This window comes from Marinobacter sp. (assembly GCF_048266785.1).
Taxonomy (GTDB): Bacteria; Pseudomonadota; Gammaproteobacteria; order Pseudomonadales; family Oleiphilaceae; genus Marinobacter.
In genome coordinates this window covers 471,921-492,587 of sequence record NZ_JBLWYX010000001.1, presented here as the reverse complement: position 1 = coordinate 492,587, position 20,667 = coordinate 471,921, and the positions used below count along the sequence as shown (strand labels likewise).

The window sequence follows — 20,667 nt, the reverse complement described above, 5'->3', positions numbered from 1 at the left end:
GGCAGATCATGGGAAAAATCGGTAAATGGTTGGGTTACAGCGTCCTCTGTCTCACTGCCATACTCGCCCTGCTTGCCTGGGTAGGTGGAGCGATCAACTGGAACCAGGAACCGCCGTACTCTCTGGCTCATAGCTGGGGTGAAAAAGGCAGCGCTCCGGGGCAACTGAATGACCCCACCGGCATTGCCGTAACGGACACCGAAGTCTTCGTATCCGATGCACGCAACGGGCGTATCCAGGTTTTTGATCACGAAGGGCAATTCAAACGGGCATTCGGTACTGCCGGCGATGGCGTCGGCGAACTCGGACGACCGATGAACCTGACCATCCACGATGAAAAGCTCTACGTGCCTGAGTACATGAACGACCGGATTCAGGTTTTTAGCCTGGCGGGTGAGCCTCTTGAGATAATCGGTGGCCCCGGTGAGGAGCCTGGCCAGTTCAATGCTCCGGGCGGTGTTGCCGTTGCCGACAATGGCGACCTGCTGGTAACGGACTTTTACAATCAGCGAGTGCAGCACTTGCATGCGGATGGTTCGTTCGTCAAGCAGTGGGGAGCGACCCGAGAGACGGGAAAGGGTGCCGGCGAATTCACTTACCCCACGGATGTGGCTCTTGCCGATGACGGAACTCTCTACGTGGCAGATGGCTACGGTAATCGTATCCAGGTCTTTAATGCCGGAGGCGATGTTCTGCACAAGTGGGGTGGACCGTTTGCCGTGGGCATCTATGGGCCGTTCGCAGGCTGGTTCACGACCGCGACTTCAATTGCCTTGGGGCCCAAGGGTAATGTCTTTGTTGCTGACTTCTATAATGACCGTATCCAGAAGTTCACGGCGCAGGGTGACTATCTCACCGCATTCGGCAGCGCGCCGGACAACCCCGGCCATACGGCAATGGCTGTCGCCGTTGGTAGTGACGGAACTGTATGGAGCGTGAACTTTGCCGACAACCGGGTCGAGAAATGGGAACCGGTGAGGTAGGCTGATAAGAGCGTTAGAAAACCGAAATCCTGTTAACTGTGCAGATCAAGGAGATTCATCATGGGCAAAACTTATCAATCAATTGTGGTCAAGGCACCGGCTGAGAAGATCTGGAATGCTCTTCGCGACTTTCATGATCTGAGCTGGGCACCGGATGTCATTTCAGACGTTGATGTGGTCGGGGAAAAGAAAGGCGACCAGCCAGGGGCCAAACGCGTACTGAATGGGGCGTTTCACGAAACCCTGCATGTTCTCGATGACGATAACCGTGAGCTCACGTACAGCATCGACGATGGCCCCTCACCGATTTCTCATGAAGAAATCAGTAACTACGAGGGGCATGTCCGGGTTCGTTCGGTAACCGAAGGCAATGGTGGCACCTTCGTGGAATGGTATTCAAGCTGGACCGGTAATGATGAGGCAGCAGCTGAATTTTGCCACGACATTTATGCCGGGCTGCTGGGCCAACTCAAAAAAACATTTGAACGTTAAAGCGCTCAAGATGATTGCTGTCGGGAATGTATTGAGCGGTGATTGCATCGGTCACTCCGACAGCCTCATAGGGAATGCAAAAATACGCGTAGATGCCCTTCGGTAACATTTACCCTGTTCGCGTGTCCTGAACATCAGAACAGGGGTACAGGGCTCTCATGGTTTCAATTGTAATCACATTGACCATTGCTGCAGTGATTGGCTATACCGCTCAGGTAACTGGCCTCTGTATGGTCCGTGGTGTCACTGACTGGATCAGGGGCAGGCGTTTGCGCTTGACGGCCATTCTTATGGCCGGATTCTGGATCTACCTGTTTACCCCGCTGATCGAGTATCACAACCATTCCTTTCTGACGGTCTACGCCTTTCATTGGTCTATCCCCCTGGGTGGTTTCATGTTCGGGATTGGGGCTGCAATTAATGGCGCATGTTCCATTTCCACGGCCACGCGCCTTGCCAGCGGGGATCTGCGCATGGCGTTAACCATGCTGGGCTGGTTGGTCGGGTGGGTGTTGCTGATCATGGCCGGCGTGGAGCCAAGCCTGCGCAGTACGCCGCACCAGGCCGGGCTTTTGCCCTGGTTTGCCATGGGCACCCTGGTGCTGGTTTCAATACTGGTTTACTGGAAGTTCCACGACCGCTGGCGACTGTGGAGCGGCATTATGTTGGTCGGTATTTTTGCCGGGGCGCTGTTCCTGTACGAGCCGGCCTGGTCGCCCAGTGATTTTGTCCGAGACTCAGGGCTGAATCTGATGGCTGGTACTTTGCCATTCCCGTCGCTATCCAGGGTGTTGATTCTGCTTGCCATGTTGCTGGGCATGACAGCCGGGGCCTGGCGTTTCCGGCGTTTCCGCTGGGTGTTGCCCGCCATCGGCGAAACCGGCAAACACCTTGGCAGTGGGCTTTTGATGGGGGTCGGTTCGGCACTTGCACTCGGGGGGAATGATTTCCAGTTGTTACTGGCTTTGCCCGCATTATCCCCTGCCAGCCTCTCCGCAATGGCCGGTATGCTGGCAGGGATCTGGTCCGGACAGCGGTTGACCGGGCACCGAAGGCGCGGCCATTCCGCCCCAGGCAGTGATGCCCGATCTTAACGTTATCGCCATGTTGGCCAGTCAGATGGGTGGCCAACATGGGAATGATGGCGGCGGTCGCGGGAGGGTAAAAAACCGGGACTATTTTTGTAACAATTTGCCGGTTCGCCTGTCAGTAGGTTATGAGTTACAGAACGACTTACCTTAAATGCCGCGTTGGCTCTATGTAACCTTTGCATTGTTGGTCGGGTCGCAAACCCCTTGGGTGGAGCAGGTCTCCACCCTTTTTTTGATTGCCTCCTCAATTATCCAGAGCCTGTCCTGGCCCCAGAACTGATGGTTTCATACCGGAAGCTCGGCACACCCCGCAGCCTTGCTCGAGCTTTGTGCACGGATCATTGCAGAGCATGTCGGTACGAACTGGAAAGTGCGCGGGCGAACCAGGGCATAAGATCCGCTTTGACCGGGCGGCGCATAGGAGAGTCTCTTAATTTGTTATTGATTGATCAGAAATTTCCTTACGCACTGTAACAGTTGCACTTCTCATGTGTCTCTATCCGTGAAACGCGAATAATCAATGCCTTGGGATGTACCGAGGCAGTGAGTAACCGGAACGGAGAGCGCGACAAGATGACTCGGCACTATTGGATGGGTGGCAACAGGTCCTACGAGGAAGACAGATTTTTCGAAGAATCCCTCGACAAATCCCTGTGGCAACAGGCAGAGACCTCCGAGCAGTGGCACGCCTGCTGGTACACCGGGATGCCAGACCCGGAGTTTTTCAGCCAGGTGGGGCGGGAGCGGAAAATTAATCACATTCCCGGCAACAATGCCCTCACGGTGAAAAGCCGCCTGTACCGCAGCCTCATGGACCTGCGGGAACGAGTGGAGCGGCAGGAAAATGGCGACGGGCACCTGACCGATCGCCTGGCTTTCGTGCCCGGGGTTTTTTCAATGCCCGAGGATTACCACGACTTCCAGCAGGCCGCACTGGAGAATCCGGGCAAACGCTGGATTCTCAAGCCCAAGAATGCCGCCCGCGGAAAAGGTGTCCAATTGGTGGGCGACCCGGCGGACGTGCCCATGGAGTCCTCCTGGATGGTTCAGGAGTACCTTGAAAACCCCCATACCATGCATGGCCGGAAATATGTGCTGCGCCTGTATGTGCTGGTGTCTTCTGTTTCGCCCTTCAGGGTTTACCTTTACCGCCAGGGGTTTGCCAAGCTCGCGTCGGCACCTTACGACGAAGAAAACGCAAATAATCCGTACAGTTACCTGACCAACCCCGATGTCAACGCTCTGAACCTCGAGGCCGAGGTGCCGGTGGAATTCGTGGATTTTGAGCGCTACCGGGCCTGGTTGCGGGAGCAGGGCCATAACGATGAGGCGCTGTTCGCCAAAATCGAGGATATGGTTGCCCTGACCTGCCTTGCAGCCCTTGAGCCCATGCGTGAGCGCTCAAGAGTCATCGGCGCCGACACCCGGGGCTGTTATGAACTCATGGGCATTGACTGCCTGGTCGACGACAGCCTCAAGCCCTGGATCCTGGAGTGTAACCTCAGCCCGTCTCTGGAAGTCTGCGCCGGCCCTGAGAGTGGCGGCGACATTGAGGAAAGCATCAAAGGCGCCCTGATAAGGGATATGGTTGAAATGCTTGGCCTTAACCGGCCTGCTGGTGCCGATTCTGCCGGTTCCATGGCGGAACGGCTGGTTCGGGAAACCCAGGCTGAAATGGCCAACAGTGGTGGCTTCAGGAACCTGATACCGGGGTCGGATCCCACGGCATACCTGCCGTTTATGGCGCTGCCTCGGCTGTCTGACTGGGTGGTCGCCCAAGCGCTCTCCGACCGTCCGGTGAAACAGCCCCGTCTTGAACGATGGATGTCCGAGGAGACCTTCAGTGAAGACCAGGTCTATGTCTACGACACCAGGCTGGGCCACCTGAGCAGCCTGAACGAGACCGCGTCACTGATCTGGTTGATGGCCACAGAAGGTGCCGGGCCGGATGACATTGCGTCGACGCTGGTAGATTCCGCTTTCAAAAGTATGCCTGTCGCCCTGGACGCCTGGGCTATTCGCAACGATGTATGGAATACGCTGGCTGACTGGGTTAACAACCGTTTTCTGGTGCAATCTGAGAATCTCCCGGCTGAACGGGTTGCGCTGGAATCTGTCCAGCCGCCATTCCCGGAGACGTCCGCCATGATGTCGATGGTGCTGGCCTGCGGTCGCTTCCGGGCCCGGTTCTTTACCGACAGTGCAGCGCTGGTCAATCGGATTGAAAATCTGTTGCAGCCGATGGCGGTTTCCGACGAGGCGGGAAAAGACTCGCTGCCCCGGCTCGAAATTGTCCGGGATACGCCGGGCTTTACGTTGATTCTCGATGGCAAGGTGGTCCACCCGCGGTTGCCGCTTTCGGCTGTCGCCCCCGCGCTTGCCCGCTGCCTGGCAACGCACGCAGCGAAACACGATGACATCGCCATAGACGCCGGCCTGGTTGCCGGCCCCGATCAGGCTGGCCCGATGTTTATGGTCAGCCATAGCGAACCAACCCTGCGCGACGCGCTGACCCTGGCTCTGGCTGTCCACTGGCGTGCTGATTATGGCCGCGGGGCACTTCTGAAAGCCTCCGGGGATTATCACATTGAAGGGCTGGGTTTGCCCCTGCAGGCACCCGATCAGGCGGGGATGTTCGTGCCTTCAAAGGAGGGTATGACGGGCAATACCGCCCAGGTACTTGCGGTGCTTGTTCCCACGAACGAGCCAATCGAGGACAAAAGCGGTGTACAGGCCATGACCGTGAATGAGGTACTCAGACACCTCATTGCCAACTGCTGTTCCGAAGACGGACTGCCACTGGATACCGGTGGCTTCACCAGACTTGCAGGTTGGCTGGAAAACTGCGAACGCTATCTGGTTGATATGAATAATCCGGAGGCCGCTGCTGCGGCACTGTCCGGGCGGTGTTCTCAGAGAACACCGCAAAAGGCATCCGGGAGCCGTTGAGCGCAAATGTTCTTCGATTCCGGGTATTGGGAGGCCAGGCGTACAACCTGGCAATAATGTGAAAAGCAAAGGGGACACATCATGTCCAGAGAAGCACATAAACAGAGATTGCTCGGCAAGCTTGCCCGGGGCATGGCCTACACCGGCCCCGTGTTTGCAGTCATTATGGGCGCCTCGGCGTTCAACGTTTCAGCCGCCGATGTCACTGCGGAGCCAGGCTACCTGATGCTTGCCGCAGGAGAGGCGGAAGCCGAGGGCGAAGCCAAGAAGAAGGGCTATGGAGAGGGTGAAGCCGAAGGCAAAGGTGAAGCCAAAGGAGAAGGTGAAGGAGAAGCTGAAGGCAAAACCAAGAAGAAAGGCCATGACAAGGATGACGCCAAGGGAGAAGGCGAAGGGGAAGGCGAGGCCGAGGGAAAAGCCAAGGGCTGAGATGTTGATCGGTGTGGGCATGAGTAACGCTTGTGTCCACTCGGTCGCTTTCAGCGCTTAAAAGAACAACAGGAAACGGATGAATACCATGACACAGCCAGTTTCAGATAAGCGTCGGGACGTGAGCGACATTGTTGAAGAAAATGCCCATGCCATCGGGCAACTCGTCGACCTGTTGCAAGCGTTGCCCGGGAACCTGTACCGGCAAAGCTTTGGTCACAGGAAGCAGCATGTGATTGGCAAGCACGTTCGTCACATCATCGATCACTACAGCGCCTTGTTGTCGGCCACTGATTGCCCCGGGGCATTGCTCGACTATGAAAACCGGAACCGGGATCTGTCACTGGAGACAGACCGACGGACCGGGGGGCGTCGTCTGTCAGACATCTTACGGGAATTGCGCAACCGGTTTGGAACAGAGTATTGCAATGAACTTGCGATGCTGCACAACAGTGATGGCCAGCGGCAAGTGGTAACCACCAGTGTCGATCGTGAACTGGTTTTTCTGGCCAGCCACACCATTCACCACATGGCCATTATCGGAATGCTTGCTGAGCAGGCAGGTGTGGAAGTCGGTGCTGAATTCGGAGTCCATCCCTCGACGTTGCGCTACCTGGAAAGGCAGGTGTCGGGCATGGCCAGAAGCGCCTGAGGCCTTGTGCACCCTGAATAATGGAAAAATACGACCGGAGGTTATTGATATGTCCACAAATAAAAACCGAAAAGAACTCTTACGCAAACTGTCCCGTAATCTCATGGTGACTCTTCCCATGATGACGGTAGTGGCAGCAGCTGGCTTCAACACGGGTTCCGGCTCTTTTCTGGAGCTGATTCCATCCGCCGAAGCAGCGCAGGGTGAGGCTGAAGGTGAAGCCAAAGGTGAAGCCGAGGGAGAAGCCAAAGCTGAGGCTGAGGGCTCTGCTAAAGGAGAAGGCGAAGCAGAGGGCCGCGCCGAAGGCGAAGGTGAGGGTGAAGCGGAAGGCAAGGCTGAGGGAGAAGGCGTATCTGCCCGTCTCAAGAAAGCGGTTCGTCGGCCTGAAGGTTACACACCCTATCAGGGCAATGTGGCCGAACTGAGAGCCAAGGGCGAGAAGCTGTTCAACGATACCAGCCTGTCTTCCAACGGCCTTTCGTGCGCCACATGCCATACAAATGGCATGCTCTACAACCCTACCTTCAAGAACGAGTACCCGCATTTCGTGGCCATGGGCCAGCGTGACTTTGGTATGGACATGGTGCACCTGGATGAAATGGTCCAGATCTGTATGGTGGCGCCGATGGCAGCGGAGCCTCTGGAATGGGGGTCCGAGGAGTTGGCTGCGCTGACTGAGTACTCACGAGTGGAGCAAAAGAAATTCATCGACAAGTAATTACGCCGGCTTGCACCAGTGAGGTTGTTGTCCACCTTGGGTTGGGGCCAAAACCCCCACCCTTTTTTGTATTGTCTCGCAGCTGAGGCCGGTTATAGATTTGCCCAGTTGATGGCCCTGAAATCAAAGCTGTTTTCCAGCGTCGGTTTGATAATCCGGAAATACGGAGATGCATCAAAGTCCCGCGGAGTGAACAAGGATGTTTGCCGGATCCGGTAATGTTCACGGATACAGTCTGTGCAGTTTGGGTCGTCTGAAGGTATCGTGTCGACGGTCGGAAGTATCGGATAACGCAGGCGCTGAAAACCCTCGGCAATAAACGTTGAACAGATAGCCCGTGTCGGGTCGCCGCTTCCGAATGACAGCAGCTTGTGTCTGTGCCGTGCAGGAACCGGCGGTGTCTGGATAAGATAACGGGCAAGGTCAAACACATTCTTCATATCATACTGTTGGCCCAGCCGGCTCAGTGCGTAATCGATGAGCATGCGCATGTTTTCGTCATCCAGCCCTACAGGGCGGCAGATACGGGTATGGCTATTGCGGTAATAGGATAGCGGCAGGGAGCGAATACCGAACTCCAGATCCGCTTCGATCAGTGTGTGAGGTTCGCCGTCTCCCGATGTTCCCAAACCTGAATTCGGCCCGAGGTAAAGGGCCGCATGAGACCAGGTGGACTGGGTCAGGTACTTTATCGCGACGCTGATGCGTGTATTCCCTTCCACAAGCAGAACGTCTCCGGGCCTGAGTACCTTTTCCAGAGCTTCATAGGTTGAAGTAGGCACGGAATGCTGCGCCACCTGTTTGGAAAGATAGGCAGCCAGACGCCTCGACAGCCAGTTCAGAAACATGCAGTACCCCGGTCGTGAATCTGTTGTTATTGATAACACAGACAGACAATCGGGGCATCTGTTACAGAAATGGCCGATCCTTGCGAGGAAGTGACGGTAACAGGTTCCCTGACCTGAAAAGCTCATTCAGGGATTTCTGAGATAACGCGATACACTGTTGAGGTACTAATGTCTTTTGTCCGGATTTTACGTAAGCCCGTGGTTCGCCAATGCAGGGAAGCGGGTGAACTTGCCATAAGCGATGGCACGCCCCGGCGTGCCGCAAAGTTGGCGGTGGTGGTAGGTACCCTGCTGGTTGTGATTAATCAGTGGGAGGCGGTCACCGGAGTGGGTTCAATGGATTGGCTGAAGGTTGCATTGACCTATTGCGTACCCTATTTGGTCTCGACCTATACCAGCGTAAGCAAGGACATGCACCTACTTCGGGACGCCGAAATCGCAAGGCAGAGTGTGCACGAGGAAGCCCAAAAGACTCAGGTTCGGCAAGGCACGTTGTAACAAATTCGCAGTCCGGGTGCCTCACTAACCTGTATGCGGCAGGCTTTATCCCCTTATTTGCGAACGCGGCCCTCAGATTTCCTTGCACTGAGGGCTTCAGCCACCCGTTCATCGATTTTGCGAATCAGCTCCTCATTTCCTTGCCCGGATGAATGCACCTTTAAAAGGTCGATACTCGCGCGCAGATTGCCAATAAAAGTCCGGCAATGTCTGCACATCATCAGATGCATTTTCACGGACAGGTTCTGTCGGCCGGTCAGCTCGTCATCAATGTAGTCACTGGCAATTTCGGCCAGACCCTTGCACATTAGCATTCGCCCGTCTCCTGGAAGGTTTCCACCATGAGAAAGATTTTTTGCCTCCCACGGTGTAGAAGTACACGGAGATTAGAGGCGCTCACATCGAGAATGTTACACACATCTTCAGATTTGTGCTGGTGAGCTTCATAAAGCATCAGGGCGGAGCGCTGGGTTTCCGGCAAGGTGGAAAGGTGTTTGTCCAGGCAATCGCTGAGGGCGTCGTTTTCCATCAGGGTGTCTGCAGATTCGTGAAATTGCAGCTTGGGCGGCAGGCCCCAGCGGCCGTTGGAGTTGAAACGGCTGGCCAATTCCGGATCCAGGGTTTCCGAAAAATCGGTGGCCACTTCCCGATTACTGGAGCGGAGTTTGTTTTTGCAGCGGTTGGCGACGATGCGATGTAGCCAGGTTTTCAGGCCGGATCTGCCCTCAAACTTGTGGATGGCATCAATGACCGTTACCCAGCAGTCCTGGACAATTTCTTCCGCGCTGGACGGGTCCAGATAGAAGCGGGCAACGGCCAGCATGCCCGGAGAATACTCCCGCACCGCGCTCTTGTAGGCGATCGCATTGCCTTTCCTCAGGTCATCGATCAGTGAAGCTTCAGTTTCCGGGTGCACCGATGTGCTCATGGGTTTCCGTCCCTAGTGAGTCCGAGTTTACTTGTTGTCTCTTTATAGTGTTTCAGAACCGGGGAAAGTTCCGGCATTCTGTAGCGATTGCTCAAAAACTTTAGTTCATGGAAGATGTAACATCCAGTCGGTGATCGTGTCTTAGCGATAACAACGTATTGGTTTATACACTTTTAATAGGCGTGAATATGAATCGCAGCAAGTTTCTCCTTATTATTTTTATCGTCGCGATTGTGGGTATTTTCCTCGGCTTCGACGGGCATAAACTTCTCACACTGGAAAATCTGCAAGGTCATCAAGGTGCTCTGGCTGAATGGATTGATCAGAACCTTCTGCTGGCGGTTACCGGTTATGCCGCGATTTATGTGGTTGTAACGGCATTGTCTTTACCGGGTGCGACGATCATGACTCTCGCCGGCGGCGCCTTTTTCGGCAACCTTTATGGTCTGGCTGCGGTTTCCATTGCCTCAACCTTGGGTGCGTCTCTGGCATTTCTGGTCGCCCGGTTCCTCATGCGTGACACGCTGCGCAAGCGATACGCTGAAACCGTGGCGAAGATGGACCGGGGAATTTCAAAAGATGGCGCTTTTTATCTGGCCACCCTGCGATTGGTGCCGGTGTTCCCCTTTTTCCTGATCAACCTGGCCATGGGCCTCACGGCCATGAAGCTGCGCACCTACGCGCTTGTAAGCTGGGTGGCCATGCTGCCAGGCACGTTTGTCTACGTGAACGCCGGCACCCAGTTGGGGCAAATCGAGTCTACCGCTGACATCGTCTCGGCCGATTTGCTGCTTTCCTTCGCGCTGCTGGGGCTTTTCCCGCTTATTGCCAAGTTTGTCGTCGGTTTCATTCGCCGCCGGAAAGTCTATGCGGGCTGGCAGAAGCCTGAGCACTTTGACTACAACCTGCTGGTGATCGGCGGCGGCTCTGCCGGCCTTGTTTCCGCCTACATTGCTGCAGCGGTGAAAGCCAAGGTGGCGCTGATTGAAAAGCATAAGATGGGTGGCGACTGCCTGAATACCGGCTGCATGCCCTCGAAAGCTCTGATTCGCAGTGCCAAGGCAGCCGATACGCTGCGCCATGCCAACCGCTATGGGCTGGAATCGGTGCCGGTGAAAGGCTCCTTCAAGAACATCATGAACCGGGTTAAAGAAGTGATTGCCAAAGTGGAGCCCCATGATTCCCCGGAGCGTTTCCGCAAACTGGGTGTGGACTGCATCTCGGGCGAGGCGAGCTTCGTATCTCCCTGGGAACTGGAGGTCCGGCACAATGACGGTCACACCGAACGCCTGACTGCGCGAAGCATTATTGTTGCCACGGGTGGCAAACCGGCTGTTCCGCCAATTCCTGGTTTGGAAGACATGCAGCCGCTGACCTCCGATAACCTGTGGGAGCTGCAGGAGCAACCGGAGCGTTTGTTGGTGCTGGGCGGCGGCCCCATCGGCTCTGAACTGGCACACGCCTTCGCCCGGTTGGGCAGCAAGGTGATTCAGGTTGAGCGTGACGAGCGTCTGTTGGCGAAAGAAGACGAAGATGTTGCGTCATTGATTCTGGAGCAGTTTGAGGCTGATGGTATCGACGTGCGCCTGCAACATTCTGCGGTTGAGTTTTGTCTTGAGGAAGGCGAGAAAGTCGCCTACTGCGAGCACGGCGGTGAGCGGGTGCGAATTCCCTTTGATCAGGTTCTGGTGGCTGTTGGCCGTGCGGCAAACACCACCGGCTTGAACCTGGAACGTATTGGCGTGGACACCCAGCCCAATGGCACCGTTCCGGTTGAAGACGATATGAGTGTTCGTTACCCCAACGTGTTTGCCTGTGGTGACGTGGCGGGCCCTTATCAGTTTACCCATGCCGCTGCCCATCAGGCCTGGTATGCGGCTGTGAATGGCCTGTTCGGTCAGTTCAAGCGCTTTCGGGTGGATTACCGGGTAATGCCTTGGGTAACGTTCACCTCGCCGGAAGTAGCGCGGGTCGGGCTCAGTGAAGCAGAGGCCCGGGAACAGGGCGTCGCCTACGAAGTCACCCGGTATGGCCTGGATGATCTGGACCGTGCCATCGCCGAGAGTGAAGACTATGGTTTCATAAAAGTCCTCACGCCGCCGGGCAAGGACAAGATTCTTGGCGCGGTTGTTGTGGGCTCTCACGCGGGTGAAATCCTCGCGGAATTCACGCTCGCAATGAAGCATGGCTTAGGCTTGAACAAGATTCTGGGCACCATTCACCCGTACCCGACCTGGAACGAGTCGGCCAAGTACGCGGCCGGTGAGTGGAAACGTGCCCATGCGCCTGAAGGCATTCTGAAATTGTTGGAGAAGCTGCACGGCTGGCGCCGGGGTAAAGGCCAAACTCGCCAACAGAAACGTAAAGAAGTAACTGCGGGCTGAAAAAAGTTGGGCGATGGCGGAAACAAAACCGCATCGCCCGTGTCCGAGCACCCTTATTCTTGAACTATCGAGGAGCAACTATGCCCCTGATCGAAACCCGACCGGCCCGCAGCAAACGTATTCCGGCTGTGGAAGTTCTGGAGTCCAGAGCCTTCGACAGCTGGACTCATACCCGTAATGGCGATCCCCGGGGTTACATTGACGCAAACAAGCTGAAAGAGCTGTGGGTCCACACAGGCACCGCCTGCAATTTGGCCTGCCCGTTTTGCCTGGAAGGCAGCCACCCCGGTGATGGCCGTATTCCCGGCATGAAGTTGAGCGATGTGAAGCCGTTTATTCACGAGGCCATTGATATGGGCGTGGAGCAGTTTTCTTTCACCGGCGGCGAGCCGTTCGTGATTCGCGATTTTGTGAACATTTTGGATTACGCCAGCCATCATCGCTCCTGCTTTGTGCTGACCAACGCCACCGAGCCGTTGCTCAAGCGCCGGCATCAGGTGTTGCCGTTGCTAAATAACCCCTACCCGATTCACTTCCGCGTTAGCCTGGATTTCCCCGACCGCGCCCGCCATGACAAGGATCGCGGAGACGGCAGTTTTGAGCAGGCGCTGGAGGGGATTCACTGGTTGGTGGAGCAGGGCTTCAAGGTTTCGATTGCTCGCCAGACGGATGCCAATGAGGTACCTGCGGAGGTAGAAGCGGTGTTTCGCGGGATATTTCGTGAATGGCAGATTCCGGAAAATCTGGCGTTTACGGCGTTTCCGGATTTGGGTACGCCAGGATCAGAGGATGGTAGCCCGGAGATTACAGAGGGTTGCATGGAGAAGTATCCAACCGTGGATAGCCGTGCGCATTTCATGTGCACCTATACGCGGATGCTGGTGAAGAAGGGCGATTCTGTGCGGGTTTATGCATGCACGCTGGTGGATGATGATCCTCAGTATGATTTGGGTGGGTCGCTGGAAGAGAGCATGGATGAGCGCATTATGTTGCGGCACCATCGGTGTTTTTCCTGTTATCGGTATGGGGCTAGTTGTTCGGCGCCTGGTTAGTTTTTTTAAGACTGGTTGTTGAGAGTTGGCGGCATGGGGGATGTGTATTTATTTTCTTGGAAAAACAACTCGCTGCGCTCAGACATTTTTTCCGGCGAAACTAAATACACATCCCCCATGCCGCGGCTTGCTCAGTGCGGGCCTCCTGTGCTGAACATCGAAAAAACCCCTGGATAAAACGAGGAAACAGACAAAGTGAACATCACAGAAGCCTCCCTGTTTTGGGGGTTCTTGCTGGTTTATGGCGTGGTTATGTACGTTCTGTCGCCGAATAGCAGGAATGCGAACTCTTTTTACAAAGGCGCGGATGATCAGGGTAATCCGGTTAGTCAGTGGTCGCTGACGGCGAGTATTTTTATTAGCTGGATTTTTGCCAAGTCGGTGACCAATGCGGCCAACCTGGGGGCGACTTATGGCGTGACCGGTGGTCTGGCTTATGCCAGTTACTGGCTGTCGATTCCGGTGGCCGGGTACATCATTTACCTGATTCGTACACAGACCGGCGCGCGCAGTTTGCAGGATTTTCTTACCTCGCGGTTTGGGCGTCTGGCCGGGTTGGCGTTTGCGGCGGCTATTCTGATCCGGCTTTATAACGAGGTCTGGAGTAACACGGCGGTTGTGGGTGGTTACTTCGGGTTGCCCGGGGAGTGGGAGTATTACGTTGCCGCTATGGTGTTCACGGCGTTTACGCTTGCCTACAGCCTGAAGGGCGGGCTGCGGTCTTCGATTTTTACCGATGTTATCCAGACTTTTGTGTTTGTGTTCTTTCTGGGTGCGGTGCTGTTCATGATTATCCCGGCTAACGATACTTCCGCATTGCTGAGTGAAGGTGAGTTTCGGTTGAATGCGGGGTTTGATTTGTTGCTGGTGGCCCTGCTGCAGATGTTCAGCTACCCGTTTCACGATCCGGTTCTGACGGATCGGGGCTTTGTGAACAAGGAAAAAACCATGCTCAAGAGCTTTGTGGTTGCGGGCTTGTTGGGCTTTGTGGCGGTGTTTTTGTTCAGCCTGGTGGGTGTTCACGCGCGCCTGAACGGTATTGATGCCATGGGCAATGCGCCAGCGGCCGTGGGGCAGTCGCTGGGGCTGGCGGCGCTGTTTTTCATGAGTGTGGTGATGATGACTTCTGCAGGGTCGACGCTGGATTCTACGTTTACCTCGCTCGCCAAATCTCTGGCGGTTGATCTGCCACGGCTGGCAAAACGGGCAAAAGACCGGCTGCCCAGCGTGCGGGTGGGCGCGGTGGTGATGATTGTGTTTGCGGTGATTGGCAACCTGCCCATGTTTGCCGGCACGGATATTCTTAAAGCCACCACCGTTTCCGGCACCATGGTGATGGGGCTGGCGCCGGTGTTCCTGTTTTACGGGTTCACCCGATGGTCGCCGTGGAGTTTTCACCTCAGCTTCTGGACCGGCCTGGGGCTTGGTGTGCTGATGGCGGCGGGGCTGATTCCGGCCAGTTGGGCTATCGGTGACGGCGGGTACGCCATGCTGCTTGGGGTGAACGCCTACGGGTTCCTGATCTGCACCGCTGGTTTCTTCCTGCCGCTGGCTGTTCGCCTGCTGGCCGGGAAAACTCTGGCGGCGGGAGAGGCGCGATGACGGAAGGCCGCAGCTGTCCTTTGGTTTATCGCTATCAACCCGCTTCTTTGTGCGCGGAGCCCGTGCCGGTTACTGAAGAGGTTCTGTATGTCATTGGCGGGCTGTACGGCAACCCGTTTGCGCTTGATGAAATCGAGAACATGGCGCTTGCGGAAGAGCGGCAGGGGCGCAGCGTAAAGTTAGTGTTCAACGGTGATTTCAACTGGTTTAACGCCAGTGATGAGCTGTTCCGCGATATCAACAGCCGGGTACTGAGCCACACGGCCAGTCTGGGCAATGTGGACTATGAACTGGCGACGCCGAGTAGCGGTGCCGGGTGTGGCTGCGCCTACCCCGAGTTTGTGGATCAGGCTGTGGTGGAGCGCTCGAATCAGATCATGGCGCGGCTACAGACACTTGCCGAAGCGCATCCGGATATTCAGAAGCGGCTGGCCGCTCTTCCAAGATATCACTGCCTGTTGTTTGGAGGCCTAAAGATTCTGGTGTTGCATGGTGATCCGGAATCTCTGGCGGGTTGGGGCCTGGCTCACGAGTCCTTCTCTGCGGGTAACGAGCAAAAGCTGGGCCAGTGGTTCCGGGCCTCCGGGGCCGATGTGATAGCGTCTACCCACACTTGCCTGCCCGTGCTCTGGTCGGGCGACGTGGAAAGTCGGTCTTGCATCGTCGCCAATAATGGCTCATCCGGTATGGGTAACCTTAGTGCGGATGCCCGAGGGCTGGTCACTCGCATAAGCCGCACGGCTTCAGCGCTTGAGCCGGTGGCCGGGCTGATTGCCGAAAGTGGGCTTCGGGTAGATCTGATACCTGTAAACTATAACGTCAGTGCATGGCTGGAGCAGTTTGATCGCCTCTGGCCTGCGGACTCACCGGCAGCCAACTCGTACCGTGAGCGCCTCCTGAAAGGCACGTCTCTCACTCCTGGCGACCTCGTTTTCCCTTCGGTTATTTAATCTTTTCTGCACTGACGAATACGTTAAACCGGTCTATTCTTGAGGTAACAGGCTAGTCTTCCCAAGGCAGTGCTTGGCGGCCCGACTTGAATTATATTTTGTGGTCTATATAATTTACCTCTAACTTTCTAAGGTGAACTACCTACGTTATGACTTCAGAAGGATCGAATACCACCGCCATCACCCTGCGAACACCCGCCAAGGATGATGGCTTCAGGCTCCACCAGTTGGTAGCGGAATGCCCTCCTCTGGATGCCAACTCTATATACTGCAACCTTTTGCAGTGCAGCCATTTCGCCGACACCGGCGTTGCTGCAGAGAAGGACGGCGATCTCGTCGGCTTTATCTCCGGATACATCCCTCCCCAAAAGTCCGAAACTGTATTTGTCTGGCAGGTAGCCGTTCACGAGAAGGGTCGTGGGCAGGGTCTGGCCAAGCGGATGTTGAAGGAAATCGTGTCACGGGAAGCGTGCAGAAACGTGACCCATATGGAAACCACGATTACCGCCGACAACGAAGCGTCATGGGCATTATTCCGCTCGTTCGCGCGGGACATGGGTGCAGAACTTGAGCACCACGAGCATTTCGAGAAAGGCACCCACTTTGGCGGCCAGCACGATTCTGAATTTCTGCTGCGCATAGGGCCGTTTACCAAGAAGCCATGAGCCAACCACAAAGTCGTGAGGCTTTTCTGGGGCGCCCGTAGCCGCGCCCTGCCTGCGCATACGCCCCAGCCTCGGAGCTATCCTTTAAAGAATCCTGTTGAAAAGGCCGAACAGGCCAAGAGGTAAAACTATGGAAATTTTCAAGACCACTGAATCCGAAGTACGTGTATACAGTCGCGCCTTTCCAGTGATTTTTAATCGCGCTAAAAATGCGCATCTTTACACTGAAAGCGGCAAGCAATACCTGGATTTTCTGGCCGGTGCCGGTTCACTGAACTACGGCCATAACAACGACATTCTGAAAAAAGCACTGCTTGAGTACATCGAGGCAGACGGCGTGAGCCAGGGCCTGGATTTGTTCACTACGGCCAAGCATGACTTTATTGAATCCTATAAGAAGTACATCCTGGATCCCCGTGGTCTGGACTACAAAATGCAGTTTACCGGCCCGACCGGAACCAACTGCGTGGAAGCAGCCCTGAAGCTGGCCCGTAAAGTGAAGGGCCGTAGCGGCATTATCTCGTTCACTAACGGTTTCCACGGCGTGACCCTGGGTGCAGTTGCTGCAACCGGTAACAAGCATCACCGCGGTGGCGCGGGTGTTCCGCTGTCGGGCGTAGACTTCATGTTCTACGACGGCTATCTGGGTGAAGACGTTGACACCCTGGCCGTCATGGACAAGTTGCTGTCGGATAGCTCTTCCGGTGTTGAACTGCCCGCCGCGGTGATCGTGGAAGCGATTCAGGGCGAAGGTGGCCTGAATGCTGCTCGTGCCGAGTGGCTGAAAGGCTTGGAGACCCTGTGCAAGAAACACGACATTCTGCTGATTCTTGACGACATCCAGGCAGGTAACGGTCGTACCGGTGACTTCTTCAGCTTTGAGTTCGCAGGCATCAAACCTGACATTGTGACGGTGTCCAAGTCGCTGAGTGGTTATGGTCTGCCCATGGCGCTGGTGCTGTTCAAGCCAGAGCTGGATGTTTGGACCTCGGGTGAGCACAACGGTACCTTCCGTGGCAACAACATGGCGTTCATTACCGCCCGTGCCGCTGTTGATACCTATTGGAAAGACGACAAGTTCGCCAACGAGGTGAAGGAAAAGACTCAGGTTCTGGGCGATGCGCTGCAGGCGATTTGCGATAAGTACCCGGGTGAGTTCAAAATGAAAGGACGCGGCCTGATGCGGGGCATCGAGGCGGCGAACGCGGACATTACAGGCGCGATTACCCAGCGGGCTTTCGAGCATGGCCTGATTATTGAAACCAGTGGTCCGAATGATGAAGTCATCAAATGCCTGATGCCGCTGACAACCAGCAAGGAAGACCTGAAACTGGGCGCGGAACTGCTGGCAAAGAGTGTGGATGAAATCATGCAGGAAGGGGTCAGCAAGGCGTCGTAAGACGCCTCGCCATTCAGGACATTTAATCTGCAGGAAAGCCAGGGTAGAACTATGACAAGCCAATTGCACACCGTCGAGAAGATCGGCGGTACTTCCATGAGTAACTACGAAGCCGTGCGCGATAACATCATCGTTGCGGATCGTAGCAAAGACGATCTCTACCAGCGTATTTTCGTGGTGTCGGCCTACAGCGGTGTAACCAACGAACTGCTGGAGCACAAGAAAACCGGCGAACCGGGCGTTTATGCATTGTTCGCCGATGCAGAATCTGACTGGGCGTGGAACGATGATCTCACCCAACTGATCAAATTTATTACGGACATCAATGGCGAACTGTTTGAAGATCCCATGCTCAAACAGCAAGCGGATCAGTTCATTACTGATCGTATCGAGGGCGTTCGCGGTTGCTTGATTGATCTGCAACGCCTGTGTTCTTACGGCCAGTTCCAGCTGGAAGAGCATCTGCTGACGGTTCGTGAAATGCTGGCAGGCATTGGTGAGGCCCACAGCGCCTTTAACACCACGCTGAAGCTTCAGCAGGAAGGTATCAATGCACGCTTTGTGGACCTTACCGGCTGGCGTGACACGGAGCTTCTGCCGCTGGACGAAAAGCTGAAGCAGACGTTTGCCTCCGTTGATCTGAGCCGTGAATTGCCGATCGTAACCGGCTATGCCCAGTGCAAGGAAGGCCTGATGCGTACCTTCGACCGGGGCTACAGTGAGATGACATTCAGCCGTGTGGCGGTCATGACAGACGCTCGCGAAGCGATCATTCACAAGGAATACCACCTGAGTTCTGCTGACCCCAACATTGTCGGCGCGGAAAAAGTGGTTCCTCTGGGTCGTACCAACTACGACGTGGCCGACCAGCTGGCAAATCTGGGTATGGAAGCGATTCACCCCCGTGCCGGCAAAGGCCTGCGTCAGTCGGAGATTCCGCTGCGGGTAATGAATACCTTTGAGCCGGAACATACCGGCACCCTGATCACTGGCGATTATGTGAGTGAAAAGCCACAGGTTGAGATTATTGCCGGTGCCAAGGGCGTGTTTGCCATTGAGGTATTTGATCAGGACATGCAGGGAGAGCCGGGCTCGGACCGTCGCATCCTCGATATCCTGAGCCGTTTCAAAGTACGGTTTATGGCGAAGGATACCAACGCGAATACCATTACTCATTACGTGGACAGCACTCTTAAACATGTAAAGCGTGTGGTGAAGGCGCTGAAAGATGAGTTCCCCAACGGTGAGATCAGTACCCGTAAAGTGGCTGTGGTTTCAGCAATTGGCAGTGATATAAAGATGCCGGGCATTCTTTCGCGGTCGGTCAAAGTGCTGGCTGATGAGGAAATCAGCGTGCTGGCCTTGCACCAGTGCATGCGCCAGGTTGATATCCAGTTTGTGGTCGATGAAGATAACTATGAAAAAACGATCATTGCGTTGCATGGTGTTCTTGTCGAGCCTCACAATCATGGCTACGCGATTGTTGCTGCCTGAGTGATTGAGTGATGTAGCCCCGGGTAGATTCGTGCGCCGACAGAGTTTTTCAGGCGTTAAGTCTTTCTCGGCTTTAAACGCCGTGGCTGGAATGCAGCAGGAAGAACCAGGCGCCGACAGCTAGCTGGCAGGTTACTGCGACGAGCGTCAGGACCAACCTTAGTCGAAGATACCAGGCTGGCCAATACACCCGCATCCAGCGCGCATCGGTAACGTACAGGGCGAGGTACGCAAGAGTGTAGAGCACTATCTGTGCCGGCGTACTCAGAAGCAGGCCGACGCCCGCAGTGACAAAGAACACCTGGCTTAGCAACATGGTTACCAGCGGCGATAGAGGGTAGCAGCGATTATCCAGCTGCATCGCTATGGGCCAGTAAACACCTGCCATGAAAGCCAAAATACCCGCACTGTAAAGGTAGAAATAGCCCAGCATAGCGACGCTGTATTGCGGCAGCGCAAAAAGAGCGACAACACCGGCAATGAAGGGTATTAACCCCACCATCCCTACGAGAATGGCAAGTCTCGCTACTGAAATCACGTTTTCTGCGCCTGAGCCTGATGGCTCTGAACCCGGATTCGCAAAGGTTCAATGCCTGCAGGCTCCATACCAATCATCTCGTGATAGGCAGAGGGGTGAACAACCTGAGTTTCCCCGATGGAAAAGGTGGCAAGAGTATCCTGAAGTTGCCAGGCGCTGCGGAAAAGTCGGGTCGCGCCCTTTTTCTCAGACAGTAGAAACTGATCATCGCCGAGGCTCAGCCTGGCCATATATTGCTGGCCTTCAATAGAGATGATTTCAAGCAGATCAATAACCTGCTTTGGCTGGGTTGCGAGTTGTTCCAGGGTAATTCTCACAGTGAAGCTCCGGGATGCCTGATTACCCAGAACTTACGTGCCGGTGGGCATTTAAGATCATTGGGCGAGCGAGCGGCACTGCGTGTGTTGAGGACAATAAACCATGTGATCGTTAACCATGCCGGTAGCCTGCATGAAGGCATAAACAATGGTAGGGCCGACAAAGGTAAACCCGGCGCGCTTGAGCGCTCGGGACATGGCCTCGGATTGCGGCGTTGTAACGGGCACTTCATCAAAGCTGTGCCAGCTGTTCTGAATCGGGCTGTTTTCCACAAACGACCAGAGAAAGTGTGAAAACTCTGTGCCTTTTTCCTGCAGATTCAGAAACCCTCTGGCGTTTTTGATGATCGACTGTACTTTCAGCCTATTGCGCACAATGCCCGGGTTCGTCAAAAGCTCGGCAACTTTGGTGTCGCTGTATTGAATGATTTTTTCCGGGTTGAAGTGATCATAAGCGGCTCGATAACTCTCCTGCTTGCGCAGAATGGTTATCCAGCTCAGGCCAGCCTGCTGGCCGTCCAGGCAAAGCTTTTCGAACAGGGCGAGACTGTCGTATTCGGGGCGACCCCAGACGGTATCATGGTAGTGCACATAGAGCGGGTCGGTACCGCACCACGAGCAGCGCTCGGTGGTGGCCGGAGCTGTGGGGGTTTCGTTATATTTGAGCGAAGCTGGCAT

The 20,667-nt window shown here is 55.3% G+C and carries 21 protein-coding genes; 15 read left to right on the top strand and 6 right to left on the bottom strand.

Annotated features, from left to right (window positions below):
- Positions 1–8 precede the first annotated feature (8 nt).
- From ACN0V1_RS02290 to ACN0V1_RS02260, 7 genes are all read left to right on the top strand, one after another.
- Positions 9–983, top strand: a complete 975-nt coding sequence (locus tag ACN0V1_RS02290) for an NHL repeat-containing protein (protein WP_417543428.1) — start codon at positions 9–11, stop codon at positions 981–983.
- A 60-nt stretch (positions 984–1,043) separates the two neighbouring features.
- Positions 1,044–1,475, top strand: coding sequence for an SRPBCC family protein (locus ACN0V1_RS02285; protein WP_417543427.1), 432 nt, complete (start codon positions 1,044–1,046; stop codon positions 1,473–1,475).
- A gap of 158 nt (positions 1,476–1,633) precedes the next feature.
- On the top strand, positions 1,634–2,569 hold the full coding sequence (locus ACN0V1_RS02280) for a YeeE/YedE thiosulfate transporter family protein (RefSeq protein ID WP_417543426.1): 936 nt from the start codon (positions 1,634–1,636) through the stop codon (positions 2,567–2,569).
- A gap of 570 nt (positions 2,570–3,139) precedes the next feature.
- Complete coding sequence (locus tag ACN0V1_RS02275) at positions 3,140–5,515, top strand: amylase (RefSeq protein WP_417543425.1); 2,376 nt, start codon at positions 3,140–3,142, stop codon at positions 5,513–5,515.
- 81 nt (positions 5,516–5,596) lie between these two features.
- Positions 5,597–5,944, top strand: a complete 348-nt coding sequence (locus tag ACN0V1_RS02270; protein WP_417543424.1) for a hypothetical protein — start codon at positions 5,597–5,599, stop codon at positions 5,942–5,944.
- An 88-nt stretch (positions 5,945–6,032) separates the two neighbouring features.
- Complete coding sequence (locus ACN0V1_RS02265; protein WP_417543423.1) at positions 6,033–6,596, top strand: DinB family protein; 564 nt, start codon at positions 6,033–6,035, stop codon at positions 6,594–6,596.
- A gap of 49 nt (positions 6,597–6,645) precedes the next feature.
- Positions 6,646–7,314, top strand: a complete 669-nt coding sequence (locus ACN0V1_RS02260; RefSeq protein ID WP_417543422.1) for a hypothetical protein — start codon at positions 6,646–6,648, stop codon at positions 7,312–7,314.
- A gap of 92 nt (positions 7,315–7,406) precedes the next feature.
- On the opposite strand, the gene ACN0V1_RS02255 is transcribed toward ACN0V1_RS02260, so the two are convergent.
- The gene (locus tag ACN0V1_RS02255; RefSeq protein ID WP_417543421.1) at positions 7,407–8,162 is read right to left on the bottom strand and encodes a YiiX/YebB-like N1pC/P60 family cysteine hydrolase; all 756 of its coding nucleotides are present in this window, start codon (positions 8,160–8,162) and stop codon (positions 7,407–7,409) included.
- Between the two features lie 168 nt (positions 8,163–8,330).
- Here ACN0V1_RS02255 and nrtS point away from each other — a divergent pair, with 168 nt between their 5' ends.
- Positions 8,331–8,660, top strand: coding sequence for a nitrate/nitrite transporter NrtS (nrtS, locus tag ACN0V1_RS02250; protein WP_417543420.1), 330 nt, complete (start codon positions 8,331–8,333; stop codon positions 8,658–8,660).
- A gap of 53 nt (positions 8,661–8,713) precedes the next feature.
- Here nrtS and ACN0V1_RS02245 read toward each other — a convergent pair whose 3' ends face one another.
- Positions 8,714–8,974, bottom strand: a complete 261-nt coding sequence (locus ACN0V1_RS02245; protein ID WP_417543419.1) for a zf-HC2 domain-containing protein — start codon at positions 8,972–8,974, stop codon at positions 8,714–8,716.
- The gene (locus tag ACN0V1_RS02240; RefSeq protein ID WP_417543418.1) at positions 8,968–9,588 is read right to left on the bottom strand and encodes an RNA polymerase sigma factor; all 621 of its coding nucleotides are present in this window, start codon (positions 9,586–9,588) and stop codon (positions 8,968–8,970) included. The genes ACN0V1_RS02245 and ACN0V1_RS02240 overlap by 7 nt, the downstream gene beginning before the upstream one ends.
- 188 nt (positions 9,589–9,776) lie before the next feature.
- On the opposite strand from ACN0V1_RS02240, the gene ACN0V1_RS02235 reads away from it, so the two are divergent.
- The 7 genes from ACN0V1_RS02235 (at position 9,777) to ACN0V1_RS02205 (ending at position 19,134) form a co-directional block, all read left to right on the top strand.
- Positions 9,777–11,972 (top strand): FAD-dependent oxidoreductase, encoded by a 2,196-nt coding sequence (locus ACN0V1_RS02235; protein ID WP_417543417.1) that lies wholly within the window; start codon positions 9,777–9,779, stop codon positions 11,970–11,972.
- A gap of 80 nt (positions 11,973–12,052) precedes the next feature.
- The gene (locus tag ACN0V1_RS02230) at positions 12,053–13,024 is read left to right on the top strand and encodes a radical SAM protein (protein ID WP_417543416.1); all 972 of its coding nucleotides are present in this window, start codon (positions 12,053–12,055) and stop codon (positions 13,022–13,024) included.
- A 195-nt stretch (positions 13,025–13,219) separates the two neighbouring features.
- Positions 13,220–14,626 carry a sodium:solute symporter family transporter gene (locus ACN0V1_RS02225; protein WP_417543415.1) on the top strand — a complete coding sequence of 469 codons (1,407 nt, stop codon included), beginning with the start codon at positions 13,220–13,222 and terminating at the stop codon, positions 14,624–14,626.
- Complete coding sequence (locus tag ACN0V1_RS02220) at positions 14,623–15,576, top strand: hypothetical protein (RefSeq protein ID WP_417543414.1); 954 nt, start codon at positions 14,623–14,625, stop codon at positions 15,574–15,576. Before ACN0V1_RS02225 ends, ACN0V1_RS02220 begins: the two co-directional genes overlap by 4 nt.
- 149 nt (positions 15,577–15,725) lie before the next feature.
- Positions 15,726–16,241, top strand: a complete 516-nt coding sequence (gene ectA / locus ACN0V1_RS02215; RefSeq protein ID WP_417543413.1) for a diaminobutyrate acetyltransferase — start codon at positions 15,726–15,728, stop codon at positions 16,239–16,241.
- 130 nt (positions 16,242–16,371) lie between these two features.
- Entirely contained in the window at positions 16,372–17,640 is a 1,269-nt protein-coding gene (ectB, locus tag ACN0V1_RS02210; protein ID WP_291950503.1) for a diaminobutyrate--2-oxoglutarate transaminase, read from the top strand.
- A gap of 51 nt (positions 17,641–17,691) precedes the next feature.
- A complete protein-coding gene (locus ACN0V1_RS02205; RefSeq protein WP_417543412.1) occupies positions 17,692–19,134 on the top strand; it encodes an aspartate kinase in 1,443 nt (480 codons plus the stop codon).
- A gap of 73 nt (positions 19,135–19,207) precedes the next feature.
- Here ACN0V1_RS02205 and ACN0V1_RS02200 read toward each other — a convergent pair whose 3' ends face one another.
- From ACN0V1_RS02200 to ACN0V1_RS02190, 3 genes are read right to left on the bottom strand one after another with little or no spacing between them, the layout of a single operon-like run.
- Positions 19,208–19,672: a DUF3429 domain-containing protein gene (locus ACN0V1_RS02200; RefSeq protein ID WP_417543411.1), complete on the bottom strand. Its 465-nt coding sequence runs from the start codon at positions 19,670–19,672 to the stop codon at positions 19,208–19,210.
- A complete protein-coding gene (locus tag ACN0V1_RS02195; RefSeq protein WP_417543410.1) occupies positions 19,669–19,989 on the bottom strand; it encodes a DUF6482 family protein in 321 nt (106 codons plus the stop codon). Before ACN0V1_RS02195 ends, ACN0V1_RS02200 begins: the two co-directional genes overlap by 4 nt.
- A gap of 57 nt (positions 19,990–20,046) precedes the next feature.
- On the bottom strand, positions 20,047–20,667 hold the full coding sequence (locus tag ACN0V1_RS02190) for a DNA-3-methyladenine glycosylase I (protein ID WP_417543409.1): 621 nt from the start codon (positions 20,665–20,667) through the stop codon (positions 20,047–20,049).

Bases quoted from the DNA above. Each gene is read 5' to 3' on its own strand.
- ACN0V1_RS02190 (WP_417543409.1), bottom strand. From the start codon at position 20,667: ATGCCAGCTTCGCTCAAATATAACGAAACCCCCACAGCTCCGGCCACC.
- ACN0V1_RS02260 (WP_417543422.1), top strand. From the start codon at position 6,646: ATGTCCACAAATAAAAACCGAAAAGAACTCTTACGCAAACTGTCCCGT.
- ACN0V1_RS02285 (WP_417543427.1), top strand. From the start codon at position 1,044: ATGGGCAAAACTTATCAATCAATTGTGGTCAAGGCACCGGCTGAGAAG.
- ACN0V1_RS02205 (WP_417543412.1), top strand. From the start codon at position 17,692: ATGACAAGCCAATTGCACACCGTCGAGAAGATCGGCGGTACTTCCATG.
- ACN0V1_RS02240 (WP_417543418.1), bottom strand. From the start codon at position 9,588: ATGAGCACATCGGTGCACCCGGAAACTGAAGCTTCACTGATCGATGAC.
- ACN0V1_RS02245 (WP_417543419.1), bottom strand. From the start codon at position 8,974: ATGCTAATGTGCAAGGGTCTGGCCGAAATTGCCAGTGACTACATTGAT.
- ACN0V1_RS02230 (WP_417543416.1), top strand. From the start codon at position 12,053: ATGCCCCTGATCGAAACCCGACCGGCCCGCAGCAAACGTATTCCGGCT.
- ACN0V1_RS02290 (WP_417543428.1), top strand. From the start codon at position 9: ATGGGAAAAATCGGTAAATGGTTGGGTTACAGCGTCCTCTGTCTCACT.
- ACN0V1_RS02255 (WP_417543421.1), bottom strand. From the start codon at position 8,162: ATGTTTCTGAACTGGCTGTCGAGGCGTCTGGCTGCCTATCTTTCCAAA.
- ectB (WP_291950503.1), top strand. From the start codon at position 16,372: ATGGAAATTTTCAAGACCACTGAATCCGAAGTACGTGTATACAGTCGC.
- ACN0V1_RS02280 (WP_417543426.1), top strand. From the start codon at position 1,634: ATGGTTTCAATTGTAATCACATTGACCATTGCTGCAGTGATTGGCTAT.
- ACN0V1_RS02275 (WP_417543425.1), top strand. From the start codon at position 3,140: ATGACTCGGCACTATTGGATGGGTGGCAACAGGTCCTACGAGGAAGAC.
- ACN0V1_RS02220 (WP_417543414.1), top strand. From the start codon at position 14,623: ATGACGGAAGGCCGCAGCTGTCCTTTGGTTTATCGCTATCAACCCGCT.
- ACN0V1_RS02235 (WP_417543417.1), top strand. From the start codon at position 9,777: ATGAATCGCAGCAAGTTTCTCCTTATTATTTTTATCGTCGCGATTGTG.
- ACN0V1_RS02265 (WP_417543423.1), top strand. From the start codon at position 6,033: ATGACACAGCCAGTTTCAGATAAGCGTCGGGACGTGAGCGACATTGTT.
- ectA (WP_417543413.1), top strand. From the start codon at position 15,726: ATGACTTCAGAAGGATCGAATACCACCGCCATCACCCTGCGAACACCC.
- ACN0V1_RS02270 (WP_417543424.1), top strand. From the start codon at position 5,597: ATGTCCAGAGAAGCACATAAACAGAGATTGCTCGGCAAGCTTGCCCGG.
- nrtS (WP_417543420.1), top strand. From the start codon at position 8,331: ATGTCTTTTGTCCGGATTTTACGTAAGCCCGTGGTTCGCCAATGCAGG.